Raw genomic sequence first — 24,684 nt, 5'->3', positions numbered from 1 at the left:
ATATTTTCTCAAACAATTCTCAGAATTTTATTTTTTTATATACAAATCTTATTTTTTCTTAAACGCATCTAATTTTTCTAACTCAAAAAATAATGAATTATAAATAAATACAAATATAAATTCTTTAATTATAATTAAAATATCAAATGTATTCATTTTAAATATCCCCAAATATAAAAAATATAATAATATTTCCAATATTGATACTATAACTATATTTATTCTAGTAAAATTTATATGTTTATATATTTGATATAATAAAAATGTATAAAACATAAAAAATATTATTCCATATGAACTAAAATCTGTAAAAAAAGCTATTATCATGCTATATATAATTGCTCTTTTTCCTTCTTTATATGTCAAATACCCAATAAAAGTTAATCCCAATGCAAAATATGGAAAATCTACATAAATAGACATTTCTATAAATATCATTAATATTATTATTGGATAAAAAATAGCAGCCATTTATTAACCTCTATATAAAATTTCTGATTGATTCCACAAATTTTCTAAATTATAAAATTTTCTTGTTTCTTCTAAAAATACATGTACCATTATATCTCCATAATCTAATATAGCCCATTTTCCTTCATTATACCCCTCTATTCTTAATCTTGTTTCTTTTAATCCTTCCATTTTATCCTCTACTTCATCTACAATTGCTTTTAAATTAGGTTCTGAGCTCCCTGTACATATAACAAAATACTCTGCTACGCTATTTTTCCCTGCCAAATCTAATACAACCGCATCCTTCCCTTTTTTACTTTCGATACCTTCTACTATTGCTTTTAATTTATCATTCATCTTTTTTACTCCTCCACGTATATATTTATTTTATTTTTAATATTGTTGTTTTCCACCAAATTATCTACTCCTAAAACTTTACCCATTTTATATGCAGTAAAATAATCTTCTGAATTATATTCTAAATAAGTTTTAATTATTTTTCTGTTTTTTTTACTTCTATGAACTCTAACATATTTTTTTTCTTTTAATTTGTTATAATACTTTCTATCTAAAATTTTATTTGTATAAATCCATATACTAAATCCTATTTTTTTTTCTCTTCCTAAAATAACTATTGAATTTGCTAATGTATCTACAGAATAGTTTTTCATTTTTTTTATATATTTTTCTGGTAAATTTATTGCAATTTTTTCTAATTCATCTTTACTTAAATTTTTATTAATTATATAACTATATTCTGTATATTTTTCATAATTAGCTGGATTATATCTATAACCCAGTTTCTTTTTTAATAATTCTCCTATTTTTTTTGCATATCCAGATTTTCCATTTCCATTTAAAACGTCTACAATAATATTTTTATTCTTTAAATTTACTGTATTAGAACTATGCCCATTTAATATTTTAGAAAAACTATAGCTATCAAAATATAATTTGTCCCCGATTTTTATTCTAGGTATATTTTTTATATCTATATTTTTCATATTATACTCATTTAATATAAAATAATCATCTAATTTTTCTGGCAAAAAATAATTTATTTCTAATAGTAATTTTCTATATTCTTTTCTTTTTATTAATTTATTTATCTCTTCTGTTTTTGAAAAAATTGTATCTTTTGGCAACTTAAAACCTATTTTTTTATCATAAACTAAATATAATTCATTATTTTTAATAAGAATAAAGTTATCAGTTGTTATTATATTATGAACTTTTTTTATTTTTAATGGCTCATCCAAAAACAAAAAATAAAAAACTATCCCCGATAATATTGACAAAATTATAAAAAATCTTGGCTTAATCTTCCTCTTTTTTCGGACCACCTATAAGCATCCCCTTTTTTATTTTTTTTATCTTTGTTTTTACAATATCATTTACTTTAAAGCTATCATTTACATTATTAGCCTCAATCTCAACTTTCAAATAATTTTTTGTATATCCTTCTGCTATATTCTTTACATTATCTATTTTTTCTATTAAAACATCTACTTCTTTTCCAATATATTTTTCTCTAAATTCTAAAAACATTTTTTCTCTTAGTTCTTCTAATTTTTTAGCTCTTTCTTTTTTCTTTAAAGATGATATTTTCCCTGTAAAACTAGTTGCCAAACTGTTTTCTCTATCTGAATATGGAAAAATATGTAAATCAGAAAAACCGATTTCTTTAATAAAATTATATGTATTTTCAAAGTTTTTTTCTTCTTCTTGTGGAAAACCTACAATTACATCTCCAGAAAATGCTATTTCTGGTATTTCTCTTTTTATCTTTTTCAATACATCAATAGCCTCTTTTGCATTGTATTTCCTCTTCATCAAATTTAATACTTTATCATCGCCTGATTGCAGAGAAATATGCAAATGATTCATCAATTTTTTATTATTTTTTAAAATATCTATAAACCTATCACTAATTTTATCAGGATATATAGAACCTAATCTTATTCTTTCTATCCCATCTATTCTTGATACTTTTTCTATTACATCTTCAAGTTTAATTTTCTCTTCAAAATCTTCTCCATATGCTCCTAAATTTATTCCAATTAATATAATTTCTTTATATCCAGAATCAGCTAAAAGTTTAACTTCTTTTATAATATTTTCCAATTTACGGCTTCTATTTTTCCCTCTTGCAAATGGAATTTTACAATAAGAGCAAAAATTTTCACATCCATCTTGTATTTTTATATAAGCTCTTGTCATTTCTCGATATGTAGAAAAATTTAACTCCAGATATTTGTTTTCGTTAAATATATTTCCAACAATTACTTCTTCATTTGAATCTTCTATTATTTCTACTATCTTATTTTTCTTATCGTTACCAATAATCATATCTATTTCTTCTATTTTTTCCAAATCTTTACTGTTCGTTTGTGCATAACATCCAGTTACCACAACAGTACTTTTTGGATTTATCTTTTTCGCTCTTCTTAACATATTTCTTGTTTTTCTATCAGCTATACTTGTTACTGTACAGCTATTTACAATATATATATCAGCAGAATTTTCAAACTTTTCTTCCACATATCCTCTTTCTATAAAACTTTTTTTTATACTTTCTGTTTCATATTGATTAACTTTACATCCTAATGTGAAGAATGCAACTTTTTTTTTAAAATTCATTTGATAATATTCCTCCAACAACAATTGCAGCTGTTTCTGCTCTTAATATTCTTTTTCCTAATGTAAAAGTTTCTGCTCCTTTTTCTTTTAAGAAAAGAATTTCCTCCTCTTCAAATCCACCTTCTGGTCCTATAAAATACAGTAATTTTTCATCTTTTTTTATCTCTAAATTTTTTATCTTATTTTCTTTTTCTTTTTCATATGGAACTATTATTCTATTATAATTTTCAAAATCAAACTCTTTTAACAATTTAGGTTCTTCTATCTCTACAAATTTTATACCTCTACATTGTTTTAATGCTTCTTTAGAAATTTTTCCCCATCTCTCTTTTTTCTTTTTTAATTTTACTACTACTCTATTTGTAATAATAGGTACTATTTTCTTTATTCCTATTTCTGTTAATTTTTGAATTATCAAATCCATATTATCTGATTTTATAATAGATATTGCAGCTGTTATATCTCTTTCTACAGAATAGTTATCCTCCTTATTTTCGCTATATATTTCTAATTTTATCTCCTTTTTAGAAATATCACTTATTTTAGAAAAATATTCTTTTTCTCCATCAATTAATCTAACTTCAGCTCCTACTTTTCCTCTTAATACATTTTTCAAATGATTTATTTCACTTTTTTCTTTTATTCTAACAACATTATCTTCTATATTATTTTTATCTATAACAACAGTTATCATTTTACTTACCCAACATGATTAAACTATGATTTTTCAATAAATCATTTAGTGTCATATTTTTCAATACATCCTCTATTGCACTATTTATTTTATTCCACAAATAAACAGTTGCACAATCATGTCCCATACATTTATCCTCTGACAAATTACAATTTATAACTTTTATATCTGATTCTAAAATTTTAAAAATCTCTTCCATTGTTATATTAGAAGGGTCTATCGCTATTTTATATCCACCGCTAGGTCCTCTTTTCCCTTCTATAATTTTTCCTTTTTTTAATTTATACAATATTTGTTCTAAATATTGTACTGTAATTTTTTGTGATTCTGCAATATCCTTTATTCTAATTAGTTTTTCTCCATCTACTTTTGTTTCTTCTGCAATATGAATTAATGCTCTTATCCCATATCTTGTCTTTGTAGTTATTTTCATTATCTCTCCTTAATCTCTTTGTTATTCCCATTGTCTTTTGTTTTTAGTTTTGTTAGCTCATTTGTAAGCCCTTCAAACTTATATTCAAGAACTCCCATTTCATTTCTTATCTCCTCTGCTGATACTTTTCCTTGATTTACATATTCCCCAACTACTTTTCTATTTGTTAATTCTTCATTTACTAAACCTGTTATTTTATCCATTTGTTCTGCTATTTCATGAGTATTTGCTGATTGTTCTTGTGAACCTGCTGCTACATCATGCATCATGTTATTTATTTGACTTACAGAATCTAATATAGTGTTTAAACTATCTCCCACTGAAATAGATATTTCAGACCCTTGTGTTACCACTTCAGAAGTTTTTGTCATTTTCTCAACAGCTTGTTTTGTTTGCCCTTGTATAACTTCCACTATGCTACTTATATTATCTGCTGCTTTTCTACTTTCATCTGCAAGTCCTCTTATTTCTTGTGCAACTACTGCAAAACCTTTTCCTGCTTCTCCCGCTCTTGCTGCTTCTATTGCCGCATTTAGTGCCAATAAATTAGTTTGTTCTGATACTTTTGTTATTGATGCTATTATTCCACCAATTTGATTCGCTAACTCTTCTAGTTTTGCTACTGACTCTGCTGTTTTATCAGTATTTTCTTTTATTTCTCCCATTTTGCTTAAAGACTCTTCTACATTTTGCATTCCCATACTTGCTAATTCAACTGTTGTTGTTGTTAATTCCAATGTTTTTTGTGATGTTTCTGCTGCTACATTAGCTGATGCCGCTATCTCTTGTATTCCACCAGTTGTTTTTTCTATATTCGATATTACATTCATATAAATATGATTTTGTTCTTCTAAATTATCTTTTAATTTTGATATAACTTCAAAAAATCCATCTAATGATTTAAATATCTCTCCTTTACTTGTTGAGACTCCATTGTATATAATTTTTATTTTATTTATTACATCAGAAATATTATATAATACTGTTTCTATTCTTTTTTTCACATTTTCAGCTAATTTTCCTTTTCCAAAATCTTCCACTTCAACGTTAAAATTTCCATTTGACATCTCTACTAAATTCTCTTCAACCTTTTTAGATAATTTTAAACTTTTTACTGTTATAAAATATAGTGCTCCAGCTAATATTAATGACAAAACTAATGTATAAAAGAATAAAATCAATTTATTTTCCATTAGTGCCATTGGCAACAACATATGTTCTCCAAAATTAAATATAAACAATAGTAAAAAACTTCCTCCTAAAACTTTTAAAAATAATTTTAATTCCTCTTTTTTATTATTCATAATTTATCCCCTCCATCTGTTTTTTTAAAATAATTTCTCATTCTTTCTATTTGCCGCTATTTCTAGCCCTAAATGTTCATATGCTAAATCTGTTACAACTCTTCCCCTGTTTGTTCTTTTTATAAATCCAATTTTTACTAAATATGGCTCATATACCTCTTCTAAAGTCCTTCTATCTTCTCCTAACAAAAGAGATAATGTTTCTATCCCTACTGGACCACCATTATATTTTTCTATTATCCCTTTTAAAATACCTCTATCCAATTCATCCAATCCTAATTTATCAACTTCTAAAAGTTCTAAAGCTTCATCAGCTATTCTTTTAGTAATAATTCCATCTCCTCTTATTTGAGCATAATCTCTAACTCTTTTTAAGAATCTATTTGATATTCTTGGTGTTCCTCTACTTCTAGAAGCTATCTCTAAAGCTCCTCTCTCCTCTACTTTAACCCCTAAAATATTACTTCCTCTTTTTATAATCTTTATAAGCTCTTCCATTTTATAATATTCCATTCTATGCACTACACCAAATCTATCTCTTAAAGGTGAAGTTAATAATCCAGCTCTTGTTGTAGCTCCTATTAATGTAAATGGTGGTAATTCTATTCTAATTGACCTTGCTGACGGTCCTTTTCCTATTATTATATCCAATTCTCCATCTTCCATTGCTGGATATAATATCTCTTCTACTGCAGAATTCAATCTGTGGATTTCATCTATAAACAAAACATCATTCTCTTCTAAAGAAGTTAATATTGCAGCTAAATCTCCTGCTTTTTCTAAAACTGGACCAGATGTTATTTTCAAATTAACACCCATTTCAGTTGCAATAACTCCAGCTAATGTTGTTTTCCCTAACCCTGGTGCTCCATAAATTAATATATGGTCTACTGGTTCTCCTCTTTTTTTTGCAGCTTCTATAAATATCCCTAATTTTTCTTTTAATTTTTCTTGTCCAATATATTCTGAAAACCGCTTCGGTCTCAAACTTTTTTGAAAATCTCCTTCTCCATAAAATTCTTTTGTAGAAAGAACTCTCTCTTCCATTAATATCACCTTCTCACTTATAATTCTTAGGAACGTTTAAAAAATAAGTTTCTCTTTTTTTGTTATAAAAACGCTTAAATCGTTGCGTATTTTAAAACAAAATCGGAAGGTTATTTTTAAGCCATTCCTTATTATTTCTCATAATATATTTTAGCAGTTTGAGTCATTCCTAGCTTTTTATAAATATCGCCCTCTAACTTATATATTTTTTTTCTCAATGTTGTATGTGGATTATCTTTAATTATGTTTTCTAAATATTCTAAAGACATTTTATATTTTTCTTCTAGTCTTTTTCTTTTTTCATAATAACTTATATCCAATTTTTCCATTTTATCAATTTCTTCTTTTACGTTCTTAATATTTTTGATTATTTTTCTATCAGAATCAAAAATTCTATTTTTTATTTTTTTAAGATTAACTTTTCTACTATTTAATTTTTTCATATACTCTTTATTCAAATTCATATGCTCTAATTCATATATCTTTAATTCTGCACTGTCAATTCTTGATTCTTTAATCATTTTATCTATTTCTAATAATCTATTTTTTATACCCAAAACATAATCAGATTTTTTAATTAAATTAACTTTAACCATTTTTACTTGATTTGGATTTTCTAATGTTAATTTAGTTTGATATATTTTATACCCGCTTTTGCTTATTCCTATTATTTTTTTTCCTAAGCCTGTATCCAAATTAAATACATATTCTTTCGATTGATAATTTTTCCCATTAATTGATAATTTATAATTCTTAACATTACTAGTTACAACTATTTTTCCTATACCTACTAACTTTACATTTGATTTGATTTCTTCTTTATTTTTTAAATTTATAGTTTTTTCTACACTTAAATACCCTACTTTTTTAAACTGTAACGTATATTTTCCCTTTGGTATATTATTAAAATAATATTTTTTATTTTTAGTATACTGCCATAAATTCAACTCTTTTATTATTACTAGAACTTCTCCTTTATCTTCTTTTTTTAAAGTTACTTCCCCTTTAATAGAAGTTTTTAAAGGCTCTAATCCAACATTATATTCCTTTATATATTCCCCTTTTTTTAAAGAGATATATCTTTTTAACTCTTTAAATCCATCAGAGTAAAACCTTATCATTTTCCTCCCAGAATTATCTAATTTATTTAATTCAATTTCATAATTTCCATTTTCATTAGAAGTTGTTTTAGCTAATATTTCCCTTTTATCAATATCTAAAATCATAATTTTAGCTTTTTTATTAAATGGATACACTGTTCCTGCTAAAATCGCACCTTTTATATCTCGTTTCAAATTAACTTCTAGTGTTTCTCCAGGCCTTATTCCCTTTGAAATAAACTTTTTATATTTTGGTGAACTGATTTCTATATCATATTTTTTATTTTTTTGAAGCCCTGTGAATGAATATAAATTTTTTATATTTTTAACTTTTTCTAATATTATATTATTTAAATATATTTTAGCTTCCATTTTTTTATTTTCAGGAAATAGCTCTAAATATATGCTATCTTTATCTAGTAATCTATTCAAATTTATTTTTAAACTATTATTTTTCATCAAATTAATTTCTGTAGAATAAAGCTTATAATTTAAACTTCTAATTTCTAAATTGTAACTCCCTTTTTCCAGATTATTAATTCTTAAAAATCTATTATTTATTAATTTATTTGAATAAACTAGCAAACTATCTTTATACAAATATAAATATCCATGCTTTATCTTTTGATTAAAAATCAACTCTAATCTTTTAGTATCCTTTTCTGGGAACAGTTTCATTGTTCCTAAATTAGTTTTACTATTTTTTACTGTAAATTTAATTTTTTTTATTTTAGAACCCTCTTGAATTATCTTAGCTGTATATTTTCCTTCTTCCAATTCTTCAGTAAATTTTTTATTAGGTTTTACAATAATTCCATATCCTTTATTTACAAAATTTATAAATATATCTTTTTTTATTGCAGAATTTATTTTCCCTAAAACTTTTTGTTTTATAACCTTTTTATATTGTGTTTTTACAATTTTAATATCTATAAAATTTATTTCTCTATCAATTTTAATTTTTTTTTTAATTTCAGGATAATCCTCTTTTTGAAAAATCAGATTATACGTTTTACCAATTTTAAAACCATTTAACTCAAATTTTCCGTCTCTATCACTTATATCATAATTTGTTGTTTTATCTAAATATACAAAAACTCCAAAATTATCACTACCTTCTACAGTAACAATACCTTTTAACATCGCCCCTGAAGAAGCCACCGTTATAATAAAAAATATTAATAATAAATTTAATTTTTTCATATTATCACCCGTGTTATAAAAAACTGAACAAGTCCAATTATTGCTCCTAAAATTCCTCCAATAATTTCTATATGTTTTAATTCTTCTTTTGCAATTCCTAAAACTAAAGCTTCAATCTCTTCTAAGGAAAAATTTTCTATCTTTTCTCTCACAATCTCTTTAAAATCTACTTTCTCCTCTACTTTCTCCAAAAACATTCCAAGAAGCTCTTCTTTATTATCTTCTAAAACATCTTTTATATACTCTTTTATTTTACCTAAAATCTTATCATTCAAAAACATTCCAACCATAGGAATTTTTTCTAATAATTCCGATTTTAATTTTTCATCTACAATTTTATCTACAATCTTTTCTATTTCATTTTCTATTTCAATACTGTTTACAGAATTTTTAATATCTTTCATTGAAATTAAATGCTCATTTACTGTAACAGATATATTTTCAGCTATCTCTTTTTGCCTTTTAGGTATTACTCCCTGTAATTTAAATCCTAAAATATTTATCTCATTATACGGTTTAAACAAAAGCTTTATAGCTAAATAATTTGTAAACCATCCAATTAATGCTCCTACAAAAACCATTATTAATAATTCTAACATATTTACCTCCTACTCTCAGTCTAGCAATTAAAATAGAACATTATAATCCTATTTTAATATTCTATCATAATTTCTTTATTTTTTCAATAATGATTTCAATAATATAGTTTATATCCTCATCTTTTAATTTTGGATACATTGGTATCGATAGTTCTTTTAAATAAAACAGTTCTGAATTTTTAAATTCATCTATATTATACTCAAATTTTTCTTTATAATATGGTTGTTTATAAATAGGAATATAATTAATTTGGCAGTTTATTCCCACTTTTTTTAATTCTCTATAAAGTTCATCTCTTTTATCAACTAAAATTGGATAGAGATGATATACATTTTTATTTTTCTCACTATCAGGTGGCAATTTTATATTGTCTATATTTTTAAACGCTTCTCCATAAATATTAGCTATTTCTCTTCTTCTTTTTACAAAATTATCTATTTTTTTTAATTGTGACACTCCTAATGCAGCTTGAAAATCTGTCATTCTATAATTATATCCTAAATATTGCATTTCATAATACCACTCTTCGCCAATATTAATTAATTTTTTTTTATCTTTTACTATTCCATGATTTCTAAAAATTTTTAATTTTTCAAAATAATCTTTATTATCTGTTACTATTACTCCACCTTCTCCTGTTGTAATATGTTTTATAGGATGAAAAGAGAACATAGTCATATCTGCTTCTTTTCCTACTTTTATTCCATTTCTAGTTGCTCCTAACGCATGTGCTGCATCCTCTATTACAATCAAATTATATTTTTTAGCAATATCTTTTATTTTTAAAATATTTACAGGATATCCACCATAACTAACAGGTACAATCATTTTAGTTTTATTAGTTATCTTTTCTTCTATTTTATTAACATCAATATTGTAACTATTAATATCAATATCTACAAATTTAGGAATTCCTCCTAAATATATAGCTGCATTTGAAGTAGCCAGAAATGTAATTGGAGTTGTTATTACTTCATCATCTTTTTTTAATCCACCTGCAAAATATGCTCCATGAAGAGCTGCTGTACCATTTGAAAAAACTACTGCATATTTCGTTCCTATATAATCAGCTATTTTTTTTTCGAATTCTTCTACTTTAGGTCCTTGAGTTAAAAAATCACTTTTTAAAACTTTAACCACTTCATTAATATCCTCTTCAAAAATCCATTGTTTTCCATATCCATATTTTTTTTCCATAAAACATCCTCCTGAATTTGTAAACATTAAATTCATATTTTATCACATAAAAAAGCGAGTAAGGGAAAAAACCCTTACTCTGTAGTTCCATATTTTTCAATCATCTCTTTTTCTTCTTCTTTTACTCTTTTTAATTCTAATTTTTTTATAGATAATTTTATTTTTTTATTTTCTTTATCTAAATCTATTATTTCAGCTTCAACTTCATCACCGATTTTATAATTTTCTTCTAGGTTTTTTATAAAATCTTTTGATGCTTGTGATATATGAATCATCCCATCAATACCAGATTCGATTTCTACAAATAATCCAAATTTACTTATTTCTTTTATTTTTCTTTTTACTCTGTCTCCAACTTTATATTTTTCAAAGATTTCATCCCAAGGATTTACTTCTAATTGTTTAATTCCTGCTTTTATTCTTTTATCAGCTTCATTAAATTCTAATATTTTTACTTTTACCATATCTCCTTTATTATATCCTTTAACAGATGGATTTAACCATGCTATATCTGCAATATGAACAAAAGCATCTACTCCTTCTTCTAATTTCACAAATAATCCATAGTTTTGAATACTCTCAATTTTTGAATCTACAACTTTTCCTATTGTATATTTTTCACCTGCACTTTTCCAAGGATCTTCTGTTAATTGCTTTAATCCTAATTTTATTTTCTTATTTTCTTTATCTAATTCTATAATTTTTACAGTTACTTTATCACCTATTTTTATGAATTTCTCTATATTCCCTAATTTTTTCCCCCAACTTAAATCACTAATATGCAATAATCCTTCTATTCCTTCTTCAACTTCTATAAAAGCTCCATATTTTTCTATATTTTCAACTGTTCCTTCTACCTCTTTTCCTACAGGATATTTTTCTTCTATATTCTCCCAAGGATCAGTTGTCAATTGTTTTATTGATAATTTCAAATTCTTTTTTGATCTATTTATATCTATTATTTTTACTTCTATTTCATCCCCTACTGAATATTTTTCTTTAAATTTCATCCCTTTTTTCCAAGAAATTTCTGAAAAATGAACAAGTCCACTTAAATTCCCTATTTTTACAATTATTCCAAAATCTAAAATTTCTTTCACATTTCCTTTTACTATGTCTCCTATATTAACGCTTTTCATCTCTTCTTCTATTTTTCTATTTTCTGCCTCTTTTCTTGATACTATAATTTTTTTTCTTTTTCCATCTTTCACATCTTTAATAATTACATTTATTTTTTTGTTTAAAACTTCTTCGCTGTCTTTAAATAAAGACAAAGATCCAGGTAAAAATGTTTTATATTTAAATATATCAACAATATATCCACCATTTACTTTTTTAGTAACTACTCCTTCTAAAACCTCTTTACTTTCAAATTTTTCATTAATTATTGCCCAATTTTTTTCCAAATCATATGCCAATCTAGATACTTTTAAATATCCATCTCTATCTTCTGATTTGCTTGTAACAACCACTTCAATATCTTCTCCAATTTCAAAATTATTTATTTCATTAACTCTTACTTTAGCTTCTCCTTTTGCCCCTATATCCATATACCCATAGTCAGTATCTTTTCTTAAAATATGACCTTTTACAACCTCTCCATTTTCAATATTTGGTAAATATTGTTCTAATAGCTCTTCAAAATTTTCCACGTTTTCCATCATATTGCCTCCTTTATATATTTTTCAACTTGTTTTATAACTTTTTCAGGTGTAGATGCTCCTGCTGTAATTCCTACAGTTTCACAATTTTCAAACCATTCTTTTTTTATTTCTTCTATTCTCTCTATATGATAACTACTTTTGTTGATATTTTTTGAAACATTATATAATTTTTTTGTATTAGAACTATTATGTCCTCCTACTATAATAACTATATCTACTATTTTAGCTAACTTTTCTACTGCTTTTTGTCTCTCATAAGTTGCTCCACATACTGTGTCTGCAATTTCTGAATTTAACAAATATTTTTTTCTGTATTCAATAATATCTAAATACATATTTTTATTTAATGTTGTTTGAGCTATTATAAAATATTTTTTATTAAGTTCTTTTATATTATTTTTCATATCTTCAAAATCTTTATATATTATTACATTTTTCCCAAAACTAACTATTCCTTTTACTTCTGGATGATCTCTATCTCCTATAAAAATAATTTGATATCCCTCTTTTTCTTTTTTTACAAGTATTTCTCTAGAACGTTTAACAAAAATACAAGTAGCATCATAATATTTAACTCGTTTTTCATCTAAAAGCTTATATATTTCTTTCGAAACTCCATGTGCTCTTATTATCACAATATCATTTGAATTTAAATTTTCTATATTATTATTGTTATTTATAATTTTTATCCCTTTTTCTAACAAATCATCAATTACTGTTTTATTGTGCACAATCATTCCAAGCATAAATATATTTTTACCTTTTTCTTTTTCTATAACTGTATCTATTTTTGTTAATGCTTCATTCACTCCAAAACAAAATCCTAACTTATCTGCATATACTATTTTCAAAATTCAAAGCCCCTTCCTTAAATATCCAGGTAAAATCCCCAAATTTTCCCTATAATTTTTTACAGTTCTAGAAGAAACATTTATCCCTTCTTGACTTAACACTTGGCTTATTTCACCATCATTAAAAGGTTTCTTTTTATCTTCAAATTCTAATATCTCTTTTATTCTTTCTTGAACACCAATAATAGAAACATCCTCTCTATTTTCAGTTTTTACTTTTCCAGAGAAAAAGAACTTTAACTCAAATACACCTCTAGGAGTACTCATATACTTATTATTTACAACTCTACTAATAGTTGACTCATGTAAATTTAATTCATTCCCTATTTCAGATAATGTCATTGGTTTTAAATATTTCATCCCTTTTTCAAAAAATATTTCTTGATTATCTACAATAGCTTTCGAAACTCTATATAAAGTAAAATTTCTTTGTTCAATACTTCTTTTTAAATTTCTGACTTTCATTGCCTTTTCTTTTAAAAATTGTATAGCTGATTTATCCTTACTCAATTCTTTATAATACTCATTATTTAATTTTATATCTGGAAACATTTTATCTTTTAAATATACTTCATATACTCCATTTTCTTTTTCTACGACAACTTCAGGAATAATTATATTTTCATTGCTATTATTCCAAAATAATCCAAAAGTTGGGTATGGTCTATATTTTTCTAGTTCTTTATAAATTTTTTCTAAAATTAAATCTTCAATATTATATATTTTTTTTAATTCTTTATACTTTTTTCTGAAAATTTCTTGAAAATTTCTTTCAATCATCTCTTTTAATAACTCACTATTCTCAAATTTAAAATCATTTTCAATTTGAAAAATTAAAAATTCTTCGAAATTTTTTGCCCCAATTCCAAAATCGTCTATATGCATAATTTTTTTTCTTATTACATCTATTTCATCATTAATTTTACTTCTATAATAACCTTTATCATCTAAATTTTCTAGAATATAGTATCCATTTTTTTTTATTTCTTCATTTGAAATAGATTGAATTTCACTATAATATTTATCCATAACTGTTTCTTCCAAACTATACGTCTTTTCTATAATATTAATTTTATCACGTTCATTTGAATGTTTTATCTCTTCATATTTATCATCATCTCTATATAATTCTTCTATTTCAAACTCATTATCAGAATTTTCTGCATCAATGTCTAATTCTTCTACATTTTCAACTTCTATAAGTGGATTTTCCTGCTCTTCATTAGAAATGAGCTCTTCTATTTCTAATACAGACATTTGCAATATTTCTAATGATAACCTCATATCCTGAGTCATCATTAATTTTTGCTCTAATTTTTGAGTTTGTAAAAGTTTCATTTTTAACCCCTCTATTCTTCCCCAAATTTATCCTCTTCTACTAATTTTTTTAAAGCTTCTAAAACTTTTTCTTCATCTTCTCCATCTGCAGTTATCTCTATTTTTCTTCCTTTTTCAGCTGCTAAAAGCATTAGCCCCATAATACTTTTCCCATTTACTTCTTCAGTTCCACTTTTTATCATTACATCTGATAAATACTCATTTGCAGTTTGAACAAAAAGAGCTGATGGTCTTGCATGTAATCCAGCTTTGTTTCTTATTTTCACTTCTATTTTTTTCAATTTACATCACTCCTAAAATATAATCATTTAAATTTCTTTTAATTTCTTCTGTAGTCATTGAAGATAGCAACTTTTCTTTTAATCCTTTTAAAGCTTTTTCATCTATATTTTGTATAAGCATTTTAACTTTGGGAATTAAAGATGGTAGCATACTAAATTCTGTTATTCCAAAACTTAAAAATGCCAAAACTCCCATAGATTCTCCACCCATTTCACCACAAATACTAATTTTTTTTCCATTTTTTATTGCAATTTCTGCTACAGAATTTATTATCCTGAGAACTGCTGGATGATAATTTGTATATACATTTGCAACTTCATGACTTAATCTATCTGCTGCTAGTAAATATTGTGTCAAGTCATTAGTTCCAACACTAAAAAAATCTACTTCATTTACTATGAAATCTGCTAAAATAGCAATGGATGGTATCTCAATCATAATTCCAACTTTAATATTATCATCAAATCCAATCTTCGCATTTCTAAGTTCTAATTTTGCTTCTTCTAATATAGTATTAGCAGCTAAAATCTCGTCTAAACTTGCTATCATAGGATACATTATTTTTATATTTCCATAATTCGATGCTCTTAGTATAGCTTTTAGCTGTGTTTTAAAAATATCTTTATATTTCAAAGAAATACGTATAGCACGTAATCCTAAAGCTGGGTTTTCTTCTTCTGGTATAGTAAAATATTTTAGTTTTTTGTCTGCCCCAATATCCAAAGTTCTAACTGTAAGATATTTATCTTTTCCTAACTCTTCACTAATTTTTTTATATATTTCGAATTGTTCATCTTCTGTTGGAAAATCATTAGAATCCATATATAAAAACTCTGTTCTTAACAATCCAACCCCATCAGGTTTATATTTATTTATCTCCTCAATTTCTGCTACTCCACCTATATTTGCATTAAGAAATATCCTTTTATTATCTTTAGTTTTAGCAGGTTTTCCTATAAGTTTTTTTAATAATTCGTTTTTCAATTTTAATTCTTCTAACTCTTTTATATACCATTTCTTTATTTCTGTATCTGGATTTATTAACAGATGTTCACTAGTTCCCCTTGTATCTAAAATTACATCTCCATATTTTTCCCAATTATAACTATCTAAATTTTTAACTTCCATTAGAGTTGGTATCCCTAATGTTTTTGCTAAAATAGCAGAATGAGAAGTTTCTCCTGCTATTTCTGTAACAATCCCTAATATTTTAATTCCTTCATTATGATATCTTAAAATATCTGAAGGTTTTAAATCTTTTGTAATAAGGATTTTATTATTTAAATATTTATAATTTTTTTTCTCTCCCTGCAATGCTAATATTAATTTTTCCCCAACATCTTCTACATCTATCGCTCTTTGCCTATATGTAGCATCACTTAAACTTCTAAACATTCCAGCATATTTCTTTACAACTAAGTCTATAACTTTTTCTGCATTAATCTTCTCTATTCTTATTTTTGTTGTAATATCTGATAAAAATACTGGATCTTCTAGCATCATTTTATGTGCGTTTAATATTTTTAAATCTGCTTTTTTTACTTTTCCATTTAACGAATCTATTAAATGCTTCAAATCGTTTTTTACATTATCTAATGCAGTCTCAAATCTAATAATTTCATATTCTATCTCTTCAGAAGAGATAGAATGTATTTTTATTTCTTTAATTTCTCTTTTTATCATTCTCGCTTTAGCTATTATAACACCTTCAAAGATTGAATTTCCTTTTAATTTTATCATAAAAATACCTTCTTTACTTATAGATTTAAGATTCTATTATCGATTAGTCTCGTATTTCCAATATATACTGCTATTGCTATTAAAATTTCTCCACTCAATTCTGATATTTTTTCAAAGTTTTTATAATCTACAATTTCAACATAATCAATTTTTCCAAAATTAGAATTACTATTTATAAATTCTTCTACTTTTTCAATTATAACATTGCTATTTTTTTCACCTTTATAAATTAATAACTCTGCTAATTCTAAAGATTTATTCAAAACTACAGCTTCTTTTCTTTCTTCTAAAGTCAAATATTTATTTCTAGAACTTAATGCTAATCCATCTTTTTCTCTTACAATCTCTCCACCCAAAATTTCAATATCTAGATTTAAATCTTCTACCATTTTTTCAATAACTCTTAATTGTTGAGCATCTTTTTTTCCAAAAACAGCTATATCAGGCCTAATAATATTAAATAATTTCAATACAATTGTACTTACTCCTTTAAAATGCCCTAAGCGTTTTGCACCACATAAACCTTCCGTAAACTTTTCTACCATTACATAAGTGCTATATCCAGGTGGATACATTTTTAATTCATTTGGGAAAAATATATAGTCAACTCCAGCTTTTTTTGCCAACTCAACATCTCTTTCCAAATCTCTTGGATACTTATCTAAATCTTCATTTGGTCCAAATTGGATTGGATTTACAAATATACTCAAAAATAGGACATCTGATTTTTCCTTTGCTTTCTTTAACAAAGATAAATGTCCTTCATGTAAATACCCCATAGTAGGAACAAATCCTATACTTTGATTATTCGATTTAATTTTTTTTATAACCTCTTTTACCACATTTATTTCTTTTAGAATTTCCATATAATCCTCCAAAATAAACTATAATCAAAATTTCAAATATTTCAAATTTATTTAAATTAACTTAATTATAATTTATTTTTTAATAAAAATCAAGTAAAATAAAAAAAAGAAGCTAGGCTTCATTTCATAAGTTATAAATATTTCTCTATTTTATCAATATTGCTTCTTCTTTCCACATTAAATAAAAAAATGGCTCCCTGAACCGGATTCGAACCAGTGACAAGGTGGTTAACAGCCACCTGCTCTACCAACTGAGCTATCAGGGAAACCAGTATGTATAAATTAAAGCTTGGCAGGGACCTATCCTCCCAGACCGCTACCAGTCAAGTACTTTCGGCGCATAAAGGCTTAACTACCAGGTTCGAAATGTAAACTGGGTGTACCCCTTTAGCTATACCCACCAAGCTAAATAATAATTGGTTTATGAACGTTTAAAAATAAACTTACGTTATTCTTTAAACAGTTCTTTAATATTCTTTTTTTAAAAAGAGATTCAAAATTGTATAGTAATATTACAAGCAGTTTTAATCAAAGAAACTATTTAAAGGTTAAGACCTCGGCTGATTAGTATTAGTCAGCTAAATGTATCACTACACTTACACCCCTAACCTATCGACCTCCTAGTCTCGAAGGTGCCTTACTAGCATACGCTATAGGAATACTTATCTTAAAGGGGGCTTCACGCTTAGATGCTTTCAGCGTTTATCCTGTCCAAACGTAACTACCCAGCTATGCTACTGGCGTAACAACTGGTACATCAGCGGTTTGTCCATCCCGGTCCTCTCGTACTAAGGACAGCTCTCTTCAATATTCCTGCGCCCGCAGCGGATAGGGACCAAACTGTCTCACGACGTTTTGAACCCAGCTCACGTACCGCTTTAATGGGCGAACAGCCCAACCCTTGGGACCTTCTCCAGCCCCAGGATGCGATGAGCCGACATCGAGGTGCCAAACTCTGCCGTCGATATGGACTCTCGGGCAGAATTAGCCTGTTATCCCCAGGGTAGCTTTTATCCGTTGAGCGATGGCCTTTCCATTCAGAACCACCGGATCACTAAGCCCGTCTTTCGACCCTGCTCGACATGTCTGTCTCACAGTCAAGCTCCCTTATGCCTTTACACTCTTTGGCTGCTTTCCATACAGCCTGAGGGAACCTTTGGGCGCCTCCGTTACCTTTTAGGAGGCGACCGCCCCAGTCAAACTACCCACCTAGCACTGTCTCCATCGTTACACACGACAGATTAGAATCTCAATATCACATGGTTGGTATTCCAACAACGACTCATATACAACTGACGTCATATAATCAATGTCTCCCAACTATCCTATACATATAATACCAAAACCCAATACCAAGCTATAGTAAAGCTCCATGGGGTCTTTCCGTCCTGCTGCGGGTAACCGGTATCTTCACCGGTAATACAACTTCACCAGGCCCACCGTCAAGACAGCGTCCGGATCATTACACCTTTCGTGCAGGTCGGAACTTACCCGACAAGGAATTTCGCTACCTTAGGACCGTTATAGTTACGGCCGCCGTTCACCGGGGCTTCAATTCGGAGCTCTCACTCCTCCTCTTAACCTTCCGGCACTGGGCAGGTGTCAGCCCATATACGTCGCCTTCCAGCTTAGCATAGACCTGTGTTTTTGGTAAACAGTTGCCCGGACCTTTTCACTGCGGCCTATTTCTGCTCCATCCGCTTAGAATTTCACATACTTTAGGCACCCCTTCTCCCGAAGTTACGGGGCCATTTTGCAGAGTTCCTTAACGATGGTTCGCCTGCGCGCCTTGGGTTTCTCACCCCGCTCACCTGTGTCGGTTTGCAGTACGGGCGCTAACAACTAGTTTAGAAGCTTTTCTCGACAGCATGGGATTTAATACTTCGTTCCTAATGGAACTCCTCATCACACCTCAGATCTATCCATACGGATTTTCCTATACAGACATCCTACATGCTTATACTTACTATTCCGTCAGTAAGCTATTATACCCTTCTGTGTCCCTCCATCACTATCAGTTATTAGCGGTACAGGAATATTAACCTGTTTTCCTTTCGCCTACGCTTCTTAGCCTCAACTTAGGACCCGACTTACCCAGGGAGGACGAGCCTTCCCCTGGAAACCTTGAGCTTTCGGCGGGTAGGATTCTCACCTACCTTCTCGCTACTCATTCCTGCATTCTCACTTCTGATACCTCCAGAAAACCTTATCAGTTCTCCTTCGCCGGCCTACAGAACGCTCTCCTACCAACATACTTACGCATGTTCCACAGCTTCGGTGAATATCTTAGCCCCGTTACATTGTCGGCGCATCGACTCTCGACCAGTGAGCTATTACGCACTCTTTAAAGGAATGGCTGCTTCTGAGCCAACCTCCTGGTTGTTTCTGAATCGACACATCCTTTCCCACTTAGATATTACTTTGGGACCTTAGCTGGTGGTCTGGGCTGTTTCCCTCTCGACTATGAATCTTATTACCCATAGTCTCACTCCTAATCTATCATCTACGGCATTCGGAGTTTGAATGTGTTCAGTAAGCTATACGCCCCCTACGACAATCAGTGCTCTACCTCCGCAGATTACTAATTAAGGCTGCACCTAAATGCATTTCGGAGAGAACGAGCTATCTCTTGGTTCGATTGGCTTTTCACCCCTATACCTACCTCATCCCCCGGCTTTTCAACGACGGTGGGTTCGGTCCTCCACTGTGTCTTACCACAGCTTCAACCTGGACAGGCATAGATCACCAAGTTTCGCGTCTACCGCTAGCGACTCGTCGCCCTATTCAGACTCGGTTTCCCTTCGGCTCCGTTTCCTTAACCTCGCCACTAACGGTAACTCGCAGGATCATTCTCCAAAAGGCACGCCGTCACATTCCTAAAAATGCTCCGACCGCTTGTAAGCACACGGTTTCAGGTTCTATTTCACTCCCTTAACAAGGGTCCTTTTCACCTTTCCCTCACGGTACTATTCACTATCGGTTAATAAGAGTATTTAGCCTTACGTGATCTGGTCCACGCTGATTCACACCAAATTTCTCGTGTTCGGTGCTACTTGGGTGCCGATTCTTTACTTATGCATACAGTTCATCTACTGGACTCTCACCATCTTCGGTTAGCTTTCCCAAACTATTCGACTTTATACACATCCATAAATAGATACCTTGCAGTTCTCTCGGATTCGGTCCCGCTACCCCAATACAGCAACGGCTGCATCCTTTAACACTATATTGGTTTAGGCTCTTTCCCGTTCGCTCGCCGCTACTTAGGAAATCGTTTTTACTTTCTTTTCCTCGGGTTACTTAGATGTTTCAGTTCACCCACTTACCTCTTTCGTATACATCCTTCAAATGTATAGGTTTGCCCATTCGGATATATAGGGATCAACGCTCGTTTGCAGCTCCTCCTACCTTTTCGCAGCTTACCACGTCCTTCTTCGGCTCTTATTACCTAGGCATCCACCGTGTGCCCTTAATATCTTAACCTTATTTTTCTTCTTTTCTTCTGCTTATTATTACTACTATACAATTCCCAATGTCCTTTTATTTCTAAAAGACTTGCTTAATAGAGAGAAGCTATTATACTCCTTAGAAAGGAGGTGATCCAGCCACACCTTCCGGTACGGCTACCTTGTTACGACTTCACCCCAATCGCTCACCACACCTTAGGAACCTCCCTCCCTTACGGGTTAGGCCAGCTACTTCAGGTGCAACAAACTCTCGTGGTGTGACGGGCGGTGTGTACAAGACCCGAGAACGTATTCACCGCGACATTGCTGATTCGCGATTACTAGTGATTCCAACTTCATGCAGTCGAGTTGCAGACTGCAATCCGAACTACGAAATGCTTTCTGAGTTTCGCTTCAGGTCGCCCTTTCGCTGCCCTCTGTACATCCCATTGTAGCACGTGTGTAGCCCAGGTCATAAGGGGCATGATGACTTGACGTCATCCCCACCTTCCTCCTACTCGTCGTAGGCTGTCTTGCTAGAGTCCCCAACTTAATGATGGTAACTAACAATAGGGGTTGCGCTCGTTGCGGGACTTAACCCAACACCTCACGGCACGAGCTGACGACAGCCATGCACCACCTGTCTATGAGTTCCTCAAAGAGGCACTTCCATATCTCTACAGAATTCTCACGATGTCAAGACCTGGTAAGGTTCCTCGCGTTGCGTCGAATTAAACCACATGCTCCACCACTTGTGCGGGTCCCCGTCAATTCCTTTGAGTTTCATTCTTGCGAACGTACTCCCCAGGCGGGATACTTATCGCGTTAGCTTCGGCACAGAGGTTCGACCCCCCACACCCAGTATCCATCGTTTACAGCTAGGACTACCAGGGTATCTAATCCTGTTTGCTCCCCTAGCTTTCGCACTTCAGCGTCAGTATCGGTCCAGAGAGCTACCTTCGTCATCGGCATTCCTACAAATATCTACGCATTCCACCGCTACACTTGTAGTTCCGCCCTCCTCTCCCGTACTCTAGCTTATTAGTTTCAAAGGCAAGGACATGGTTGAGCCATGAATTTTCACCTCTGACTTTATAGGCCGCCTAGATGCCCTTTACGCCCAGTGATTCCGGATAACGCTTGCCACTTACGTCTTACCGCGGCTGCTGGCACGTAATTAGCCGTGGCTTCTTCTGCAGGTACCGTCACTTGCTTCTTCCCTGCTGAAAGAACTTTACAACCCGAAGGCCTTCATCATTCACGCGGAATTGCTGGATCAGGCTCTCGCCCATTGTCCAATATTCCCCACTGCTGCCTCCCGTAGGAGTAAGGACCGTGTCTCAGTTCCCTTGTGGCCGTTCACCCTCTCAGGCCGGCTACCTATCGTCGCCTTGGTGAGCCATTACCTCACCAACTAGCTAATAGGACGCGAACCCCTCCATTAGCGCATATAGCATTTACTTATCAATAGATGCCTATCAATAAGATTATGCGGTTTTAGCTCCCGTTTCCAGAAGTTATCCCCCTCTAATGGGCAGGTTATTCACGCGTTACTCACCCGTCCGCCACCTTACTCAGCTCCGAAGAGCCTTTGTGGTAGACTTGCATGTGTTAAGCATTCCGCCAGCGTTCATCCTGAGCCAGGATCAAACTCTTCAATCTATATTTTTTTACACCTTTTTGTCTTTTTCTTGGTTTGCTTTACTTCTCTCTATTAAGTTTTCAATGTCCTTTGCCCTCTCTCGAGGACGAGATTAATATTACCACACTTGTCTCATTTTGTCAAATACTTTTTTTGCATTTTTTATATTTGTGCCTTAACTCCTTTAAAATCAATATATATTTTAATATATAATTTATTTCTATAATATAATTTTATACCATTCTTCACATTTCCGATTCCAAAAATAAATATTTTTTAAGTTATGTTACTATAAATATCTATATTTTATACTAAAGATTAAAACACTATATTATCAGAAATAAAAATAAACATTTTTTAAATACAATTCAAAATCCTTTATCTTACTATAAATTATATTTTTTTCATAACGCTAAATTTATATATATAACTATACATTATTTAAGCTACTTTGAATAACTTTTTTTATTTATAATAACGTTCTATTTTAGAAGCAAATCTCTTATCATCAATTTTACAATTATTGACATTATAAGTAAAAAGATGTATAATATCTAAACATTATAATAATAAAATGTTTAGATTAAAAAAGATAAAGCAGTTATTCTTTTTTGTTTAATTATAAATATAAATATTTAATTTATATACTTTTTAAGGAGGCGTAATATGAAAAAATTTGATGCAATTGTAATTGGTATGGGGCCAGCCGGGATGGCTGTATCTGCTATGGGGGCTGCTATGGGACTTGATATTTTAGCAGTAGAAAAAAGAAAAGTTGGCGGAGAATGTTTAAATTGTGGATGTATTCCAAGTAAGGCACTTTTGAAAGCGGGAGAGGCTAACCAAATAGCACAAAATTTAAAAAAGTATGGCATTAACGCAAAAGTTTTTACAGATACAAAAGAAACTTTAGGAATTGTTAGAGAAAAAGTAGGTAGAATTAACGGAAAAAAAATGATGAAAGCTTTTGAGAAAGTAACCTTATTATTAAATGAAGGTTCTGCTGAATTTGTTAATAAAAACACCATTAAAGTAAATGGAAAAGAATATTCTGCCAAAAAAATATTTATAGGAACAGGAACTGAACCATTTATACCACCTATTCCAGGAGTAGAAACTTTAACCGAACAAAATATGCTTACTAATTTAAATATTTTCGAACAAGAAAATATTCCAGCTACACTAACAATAATTGGTGGTGGAGCTATTGGAACAGAAATGGCTCAAGCTTTTTCAAGACTTGGAAGCAAAATAAATCTTATACAAATGGATGAACATTTACTTCCTGCAGGAGATAAAGATGCCGGAATTCTTTTAGAAAAAAAATTCAAAAAAGAAAATATAGGAGTTTATAACAGTACTAAAATAGAAAAAATAGAAGTTAAAGATAATATTATTTATACTCATACCAGCAATGGAGTATTTGAAGCTGAAAAAATTCTTATTGCAACTGGTAGAAAACCTGTATTAGAAGAACTAAAACTTGAAAATGCCGGTATAAAATACAATAGAAAAGGAATTTTAATAGATGAATATATGAGAACTAACATCAAAAATATCTACGCTATTGGAGATTGTAATGGATACGCTCTATTATCTCACGCTGCTATGCATCAAGGAATGTTAGCTCTTATGAATGCTATTAACCCTTTACCACTTAAATTTAAAAGAAGTAAATATTTTGTACCTTGGTCTGTATTTACAAAACCTGAAGTAGCTCAAGTTGGACTTACAGAAAAAGCAGCTAAAAACAAAAACTTAAAATATATTGTTATAAAAAAAGATTTTTCTTCTTATGGTAGAACTGTTGCAGATGGTCAACCAGATGGGTTTATAAAAGTTATAACAAATAAAAAAGGAAAGATTTATGGAGTTACCATTATTGGAGAAGCAGCTAGCGAAATGATACATGAGTGGATTTTAGCTATCCAAAAAAATCTTACAATGTTTGATATTTTAATGACACAACATTCATTTCCAACTATTTCTATGCTGAATAAAATGGTTGCTGAAGATTGGATGATGGAAAAAATGAATTCTACATTTTTACAAAAAGTTATTAAGTTTTTTATATAAGATATTTAAAAAAATTGCTAAAAATACCCCATCTAAACAATCAATAAATTTTAGATGGGGTATTTCTTTCTCTCTATAAGGAATGAGTTAAAAAGCACTTACACATTC

Annotated in this window: 18 protein-coding genes, 1 tRNA gene and 3 rRNA genes; 1 reads left to right on the top strand and 21 read right to left on the bottom strand. The window is 29.7% G+C overall.

The features are described 5' to 3' along the window. Positions 1-48 precede the first annotated feature (48 nt). From RDY08_RS02420 to RDY08_RS02320, 21 genes are all read right to left on the bottom strand, one after another. Positions 49-471, bottom strand: coding sequence for a hypothetical protein (locus tag RDY08_RS02420; RefSeq protein ID WP_307904833.1), 423 nt, complete (start codon positions 469-471; stop codon positions 49-51). A gap of 3 nt (positions 472-474) precedes the next feature. Next, the gene (gene rsfS / locus RDY08_RS02415) at positions 475-810 is read right to left on the bottom strand and encodes a ribosome silencing factor (RefSeq protein ID WP_307904832.1); all 336 of its coding nucleotides are present in this window, start codon (positions 808-810) and stop codon (positions 475-477) included. A gap of 5 nt (positions 811-815) precedes the next feature. Further along, positions 816-1,796, bottom strand: a complete 981-nt coding sequence (locus RDY08_RS02410) for a LytR C-terminal domain-containing protein (RefSeq protein ID WP_307904831.1) — start codon at positions 1,794-1,796, stop codon at positions 816-818. Next, positions 1,771-3,093 (bottom strand): tRNA (N(6)-L-threonylcarbamoyladenosine(37)-C(2))-methylthiotransferase MtaB, encoded by a 1,323-nt coding sequence (gene mtaB, locus RDY08_RS02405; protein WP_307904830.1) that lies wholly within the window; start codon positions 3,091-3,093, stop codon positions 1,771-1,773. The genes RDY08_RS02410 and mtaB overlap by 26 nt, the downstream gene beginning before the upstream one ends. Further along, positions 3,083-3,787: an RsmE family RNA methyltransferase gene (locus tag RDY08_RS02400; protein WP_307904829.1), complete on the bottom strand. Its 705-nt coding sequence runs from the start codon at positions 3,785-3,787 to the stop codon at positions 3,083-3,085. The genes mtaB and RDY08_RS02400 overlap by 11 nt, the downstream gene beginning before the upstream one ends. Position 3,788: 1 nt before the next feature. Further along, positions 3,789-4,220, bottom strand: a complete 432-nt coding sequence (locus RDY08_RS02395) for an RrF2 family transcriptional regulator (protein WP_307904828.1) — start codon at positions 4,218-4,220, stop codon at positions 3,789-3,791. After that, entirely contained in the window at positions 4,220-5,524 is a 1,305-nt protein-coding gene (locus tag RDY08_RS02390) for a methyl-accepting chemotaxis protein (RefSeq protein ID WP_307904827.1), read from the bottom strand. The genes RDY08_RS02395 and RDY08_RS02390 overlap by 1 nt, the downstream gene beginning before the upstream one ends. 24 nt (positions 5,525-5,548) lie before the next feature. Beyond that, complete coding sequence (gene ruvB / locus RDY08_RS02385; protein WP_307904826.1) at positions 5,549-6,571, bottom strand: Holliday junction branch migration DNA helicase RuvB; 1,023 nt, start codon at positions 6,569-6,571, stop codon at positions 5,549-5,551. A 131-nt stretch (positions 6,572-6,702) separates the two neighbouring features. Continuing rightward, the gene (locus RDY08_RS02380; RefSeq protein WP_307904825.1) at positions 6,703-8,874 is read right to left on the bottom strand and encodes a peptidase associated/transthyretin-like domain-containing protein; all 2,172 of its coding nucleotides are present in this window, start codon (positions 8,872-8,874) and stop codon (positions 6,703-6,705) included. Beyond that, a complete protein-coding gene (locus RDY08_RS02375) occupies positions 8,871-9,473 on the bottom strand; it encodes a DUF445 domain-containing protein (RefSeq protein ID WP_307904824.1) in 603 nt (200 codons plus the stop codon). Before RDY08_RS02375 ends, RDY08_RS02380 begins: the two co-directional genes overlap by 4 nt. 64 nt (positions 9,474-9,537) lie before the next feature. Beyond that, positions 9,538-10,671 (bottom strand): UDP-4-amino-4,6-dideoxy-N-acetyl-beta-L-altrosamine transaminase, encoded by a 1,134-nt coding sequence (gene pseC, locus RDY08_RS02370; protein WP_307904823.1) that lies wholly within the window; start codon positions 10,669-10,671, stop codon positions 9,538-9,540. A gap of 74 nt (positions 10,672-10,745) precedes the next feature. Continuing rightward, a complete protein-coding gene (locus RDY08_RS02365; RefSeq protein ID WP_307904822.1) occupies positions 10,746-12,335 on the bottom strand; it encodes a S1 RNA-binding domain-containing protein in 1,590 nt (529 codons plus the stop codon). After that, positions 12,332-13,186, bottom strand: coding sequence for a 4-hydroxy-3-methylbut-2-enyl diphosphate reductase (gene ispH / locus RDY08_RS02360; RefSeq protein WP_307904821.1), 855 nt, complete (start codon positions 13,184-13,186; stop codon positions 12,332-12,334). The genes RDY08_RS02365 and ispH overlap by 4 nt, the downstream gene beginning before the upstream one ends. Positions 13,187-13,189: 3 nt before the next feature. Beyond that, entirely contained in the window at positions 13,190-14,524 is a 1,335-nt protein-coding gene (rpoN, locus tag RDY08_RS02355; protein WP_307904820.1) for an RNA polymerase factor sigma-54, read from the bottom strand. 11 nt (positions 14,525-14,535) lie between these two features. Further along, positions 14,536-14,805 carry an HPr family phosphocarrier protein gene (locus RDY08_RS02350; RefSeq protein ID WP_307904819.1) on the bottom strand — a complete coding sequence of 90 codons (270 nt, stop codon included), beginning with the start codon at positions 14,803-14,805 and terminating at the stop codon, positions 14,536-14,538. A gap of 1 nt (position 14,806) precedes the next feature. Further along, entirely contained in the window at positions 14,807-16,546 is a 1,740-nt protein-coding gene (gene ptsP / locus RDY08_RS02345; RefSeq protein WP_307904818.1) for a phosphoenolpyruvate--protein phosphotransferase, read from the bottom strand. A 17-nt stretch (positions 16,547-16,563) separates the two neighbouring features. Continuing rightward, positions 16,564-17,412 carry a pantoate--beta-alanine ligase gene (gene panC, locus RDY08_RS02340; RefSeq protein ID WP_307904817.1) on the bottom strand — a complete coding sequence of 283 codons (849 nt, stop codon included), beginning with the start codon at positions 17,410-17,412 and terminating at the stop codon, positions 16,564-16,566. Positions 17,413-17,602: 190 nt separating this feature from the next. Further along, positions 17,603-17,678: transfer RNA gene (locus tag RDY08_RS02335), tRNA-Asn, on the bottom strand. Between the two features lie 21 nt (positions 17,679-17,699). Further along, positions 17,700-17,817: ribosomal RNA gene (rrf, locus tag RDY08_RS02330) — 5S ribosomal RNA — on the bottom strand. Between the two features lie 139 nt (positions 17,818-17,956). Further along, positions 17,957-20,895 (bottom strand): 23S ribosomal RNA (locus RDY08_RS02325). Positions 20,896-21,001: 106 nt separating this feature from the next. Further along, positions 21,002-22,520: ribosomal RNA gene (locus RDY08_RS02320) — 16S ribosomal RNA — on the bottom strand. The 16S, 23S and 5S rRNA genes sit together here with 1 tRNA gene alongside, the layout of an rRNA operon. Before the next feature lie 646 nt (positions 22,521-23,166). Between RDY08_RS02320 and RDY08_RS02315 the strand changes: the two genes are divergently transcribed. Next, positions 23,167-24,576, top strand: a complete 1,410-nt coding sequence (locus RDY08_RS02315) for a dihydrolipoyl dehydrogenase family protein (protein WP_307904816.1) — start codon at positions 23,167-23,169, stop codon at positions 24,574-24,576. Positions 24,577-24,684: the final 108 nt, after the last annotated feature.

The sequence above is a fragment of the Haliovirga abyssi genome, from assembly GCF_030295325.1.
Lineage (GTDB): Bacteria > Fusobacteriota > Fusobacteriia > Fusobacteriales > Haliovirgaceae > Haliovirga > Haliovirga abyssi.
The sequence above is the reverse complement of the archived record's forward strand: the minus strand, read 5'-3'. Positions and strand labels throughout refer to the sequence as shown.

Excerpts from the sequence above, each read along its gene's own strand:
- RDY08_RS02420 (WP_307904833.1), bottom strand. The coding sequence starts at position 471 with ATGGCTGCTATTTTTTATCCAATAATAATATTAATGATATTTATAGAA.
- rsfS (WP_307904832.1), bottom strand. The coding sequence starts at position 810 with ATGAATGATAAATTAAAAGCAATAGTAGAAGGTATCGAAAGTAAAAAA.
- mtaB (WP_307904830.1), bottom strand. The coding sequence starts at position 3,093 with ATGAATTTTAAAAAAAAAGTTGCATTCTTCACATTAGGATGTAAAGTT.
- RDY08_RS02400 (WP_307904829.1), bottom strand. The coding sequence starts at position 3,787 with ATGATAACTGTTGTTATAGATAAAAATAATATAGAAGATAATGTTGTT.
- RDY08_RS02395 (WP_307904828.1), bottom strand. The coding sequence starts at position 4,220 with ATGAAAATAACTACAAAGACAAGATATGGGATAAGAGCATTAATTCAT.
- RDY08_RS02390 (WP_307904827.1), bottom strand. The coding sequence starts at position 5,524 with ATGAATAATAAAAAAGAGGAATTAAAATTATTTTTAAAAGTTTTAGGA.
- ruvB (WP_307904826.1), bottom strand. The coding sequence starts at position 6,571 with ATGGAAGAGAGAGTTCTTTCTACAAAAGAATTTTATGGAGAAGGAGAT.
- RDY08_RS02380 (WP_307904825.1), bottom strand. The coding sequence starts at position 8,874 with ATGAAAAAATTAAATTTATTATTAATATTTTTTATTATAACGGTGGCT.
- RDY08_RS02375 (WP_307904824.1), bottom strand. The coding sequence starts at position 9,473 with ATGTTAGAATTATTAATAATGGTTTTTGTAGGAGCATTAATTGGATGG.
- pseC (WP_307904823.1), bottom strand. The coding sequence starts at position 10,671 with ATGGAAAAAAAATATGGATATGGAAAACAATGGATTTTTGAAGAGGAT.
- RDY08_RS02365 (WP_307904822.1), bottom strand. The coding sequence starts at position 12,335 with ATGATGGAAAACGTGGAAAATTTTGAAGAGCTATTAGAACAATATTTA.
- rpoN (WP_307904820.1), bottom strand. The coding sequence starts at position 14,524 with ATGAAACTTTTACAAACTCAAAAATTAGAGCAAAAATTAATGATGACT.
- ptsP (WP_307904818.1), bottom strand. The coding sequence starts at position 16,546 with ATGATAAAATTAAAAGGAAATTCAATCTTTGAAGGTGTTATAATAGCT.
- panC (WP_307904817.1), bottom strand. The coding sequence starts at position 17,412 with ATGGAAATTCTAAAAGAAATAAATGTGGTAAAAGAGGTTATAAAAAAA.
- RDY08_RS02315 (WP_307904816.1), top strand. The coding sequence starts at position 23,167 with ATGAAAAAATTTGATGCAATTGTAATTGGTATGGGGCCAGCCGGGATG.